Genomic DNA, 3,189 nt, shown 5'->3' on the forward strand with positions numbered 1-3,189 from the left:
AGTCGCGCACCGGCCGGCCGTCCGACGCGCCCGCGGACGGGGACGAGCCGCCGCGTCGCCGCCGGCAGGCCGCGCACCGGGGTCGGGCCACGGTGGAGGAGACGTCGCTGGCGTCCGCGCCCACCGGCATGTCCACCGGCAGCCCGGTCACGCTCGGCACCTCGTACGCGGGTGGGCACATGACCACGACGGAGACCGCGCCGTCGCGGCCGCTGGACACCGGCGGCGTCCCGGGCCCCCGGGTGGTGATCGAGCACGTCCTGGTGAGCACGTTCGGGCTGGACGCGACCACCGAGGTGCGCCTGATCGCCGGCGACCGCACGGCCGAGGGGCACGCGACCGGGCCCGCCGTCGACGGGTACGTGCTCCGGCTCTGCGCGGTGGCCGCGGCCGCCGCGGTGGACGAGCTGCTCGGCCGGGTCGTCCCGGCCGGTGAGCGGGGCCGGTGCTTCGTCGAGCACGTCGCCGTGGTGCCGTTCGGCAACTGCGAGGTGGCGACCGTGGTGGTGCTGCTGGTCTGCGACGGCTGGGTGGAGCAGTTGGCCGGGTCGGCGCTGGTCGCCGGTGACCCCCGGCAGGCGGTCGTCCGGGCCACCCTCGCCGCGGTGAACCGGCGGTTGGAGGCGTTGCTCGCCTGACCGTCCGTCCGCGGTGTGCGGTCGGGCCGGTGCGGGGAAGACTGGATCCATGAAGCGCGCCGAACTCTGGCCGGACCATGTCCTTCCCGCACCCCACGTTCCGCCGCCCTGGCCGGGTCGGCACGTGCGTCTCGACGGGACGCTCGTCCACGTCCGGGACACCCCGGCCACCGCGCCCGGCGCCGAGCCGGCCCTCTACGTGCACGGCCTCGGCGGTTCGGCGCAGAACTGGACCGACCTGGCCGGCCTGCTCGCCGGGCGACTCGACGGCCAGGCGATCGACCTGCCCGGGTTCGGGCGCAGCGAGCCCGGCCGGCGCTACACCGTCCCGGCGTTCGCCGACCGGGTGGTGAGCTGGATCGAGCACAGCGACCGTGGGCCGGTGCACCTGTTCGGCAACTCGCTGGGCGGCGCGGTCGCGGTGCGGGTGGCCGCCCTCCGGCCGGACCTGGTCCGGACGCTCACGCTGATCTCGCCGGCGCTGCCGTTCCTGGACTTCCGGCGCTCGTTGCAGGGGCGGATGCTGCCGTTGCTGGCGATTCCCCGGGGCGAGCGGCTGGCCGCCTGGCGGCTGGCCCAGCTCGCGCCGGAGGTGATGGCCCAGCAGGTGATGGAGTCGTGCGTCGCGGACCTGACCCGGATCAGCGAACAGCGCCGGCAGGAGGCGATCGACGAGATCCGGATCCGGTACGAGGCGGCCCACTACGCCGCCGCGTACGTCCGGACGTTCCGGGGCCTGGTCGGCAGCTTCCTGCGGTCGTACCTGCCGGGGGCCGGCGCGCTGTGGCGGCAGGCCGCGGCGGTGCGGGTGCCCACGCTTGTGGTGGGCGGCCGGCAGGACCGCCTGGTCGACGTGCGGGTCGCGCCGCAGGCTGCCCGGGTGATCCCGGACAGTCGGCTGCTGCTGCTCGACGGCGTCGGTCACGTGGCCCAACTGGAGGTGCCGCGGACCGTGGCGCGGGCGGTGCTGGCGCTGCTGGCCGAGGCGTCCCCGGCCGCCGCGCCGGGCCGGACCGGGGCGGAAGCGGTCGCCACGCCGGGGCCGAACGGGACGGAAGCGCAGGCCAGGGCCATGGTCACCGGAACGGAGGAGAGCGGAACCGGGCACGACATGGCAGTCTGAGCCGGATGCCCAGCTCCCGCCGTCCGCGTTCCGCGCGGTCCATGTCTCCTGCCCGCCGGTGGCGTTCCGCCGTCGTGGTCTGCGCCTTCGCCGCCGCTGCCGCGGTCGGTGTCGGGGTCGCGTTGCAACTTCCGTCGGCCGGCGCCGAGGTGCTGGTCACGGACGGGTTCGCGGCCCAGCCGCCGGCGCCGTCCATGCCGCCACCGAGCGTCTCGGCGTCGCCGTCCCCGACGCCGACCGCGCCCCGGGTGGCGCACCAGAGCCGGGCCGGCGCGTCGAGGTCGGTGAGCGCCTGGAGCAGGTGGACGGTGGCGGCCAGCCCGCGCGGCAGCGCCGGATGGTCGGTGTGCGACGTCTCGTCCAGGCCGAGCAGGGACAGCACCTGCGTCGGGCCGTCGCCGGTCGCGGCGGCGACCAGGTCGGCCAGCCGGGTGGCCAGCTCGTCCGGTTCGGCGGCGGTGTCCACCGGCGCGGTGGTGGCCGCCGGGCCGAGCGTGCCGGCCAGGGCGGTCAGGTCCGGGTCGGTGGCCCGGTCGGCGGGCAGCAGCACCAGCCAGCGGCCGGCGGGCGGGGTGTGGGCGTCGACGTCGACGGGTTCCCACCGGAGCCGGTAGCGGCTGCCGTCCACCAGGGACCGTTCCCGGCCCCGGCGGCGCCAGGCCGACAGCGCCGGCAGCACGGCGCCGAACGGCTGTTCCGGGGCGACGTCCAGCTCGGTGAGCAGACCGTCCAGGTCCTCGGCCTCGACCGCCGCCCAGAACCGGCGTTCCACGGCGGTGTCGACGTCGGCCGGCGCGGTCAGCCAGGCCGGCGGCTGCGGCCAGAAGCGCTGCCTGTCGAACACGTGGGTGGGCAGGTCGGCCGGCTGCGGGTCGGTGCCGGCGTAGAGCGCCGGCCAGTCCGGGGTGACGCCGTGCACGTGCAGCGCGGCCACGGCGCGCAGCAGGGTCGACGGTTCCGGCCGGTCCCGGCGCAGCGTCGGCAGGACCGGCGGGACCGGCCCGGCGTCGGCCAGCACGCCCTGGACCGCCGGGGTGAGCACCCCGTCCGGGCCCACCTCCAGGTAGGCGGTGCAGCCGTGCGCGCGCAGGGCGGTGACCGCGTCGGCGAAGCGGACGGTGTCCCGGGCGTGCCGGGCCCAGTAGCCGGGCGCGCCGACCGCCGCCACGTCGACCGGCGCGCCGGTGACGGTGGAGACCAGCGGCACGGTCGGCGCGTGGTGCGGCAGCCGGGCGGCGAGCGCGGCCAGCTCGTCGAGCACCGGTTCCATCAGCGGGCTGTGGAAGGCGTGGCTGACGGCGAGCCGGCGGGTGCGTACCCCCCGAGTGGTCCACTCGGCGGCGACCCGGTCGACGGCGTCGGCGTCGCCGGCGACGACCACGGCGGCCGGGCCGTTGACGGCGGCGAGCGTGACCCCGGCGCCGAGCG

General features: G+C 77.4%; 2 protein-coding genes and 1 pseudogene. 2 read left to right on the forward strand and 1 reads right to left on the reverse strand.

The genetic code is table 11. The annotated features are described in order from the left end of the window. Nucleotides 1-638: pseudogene (locus HUW36_RS29135) on the forward strand (hypothetical protein); the annotation flags it as partial. A 49-nt stretch (nt 639-687) separates the two neighbouring features. Next, the gene (locus HUW36_RS29140) at nt 688-1,761 is read left to right on the forward strand and encodes an alpha/beta fold hydrolase (protein ID WP_246248379.1); all 1,074 of its coding nucleotides are present in this window, start codon (nt 688-690) and stop codon (nt 1,759-1,761) included. Here HUW36_RS29140 and HUW36_RS29145 read toward each other — a convergent pair. After that, nucleotides 1,715-3,189: acyltransferase domain-containing protein (locus HUW36_RS29145; protein WP_174531052.1), on the reverse strand; the 1,475-nt coding region annotated here is incomplete at its 5' end. The two genes, HUW36_RS29140 and HUW36_RS29145, sit on opposite strands and share 47 nt — an antisense overlap.

The organism is Micromonospora maritima (assembly GCF_902825405.1).
Classification (GTDB): domain Bacteria; phylum Actinomycetota; class Actinomycetes; order Mycobacteriales; family Micromonosporaceae; genus Micromonospora; species Micromonospora maritima.

What these genes read in the sequence shown, in the direction of transcription:
- HUW36_RS29140 (WP_246248379.1), top strand. Translation starts at nt 688, where the DNA reads ATGAAGCGCGCCGAACTCTGGCCGGACCATGTCCTTCCCGCACCCCAC.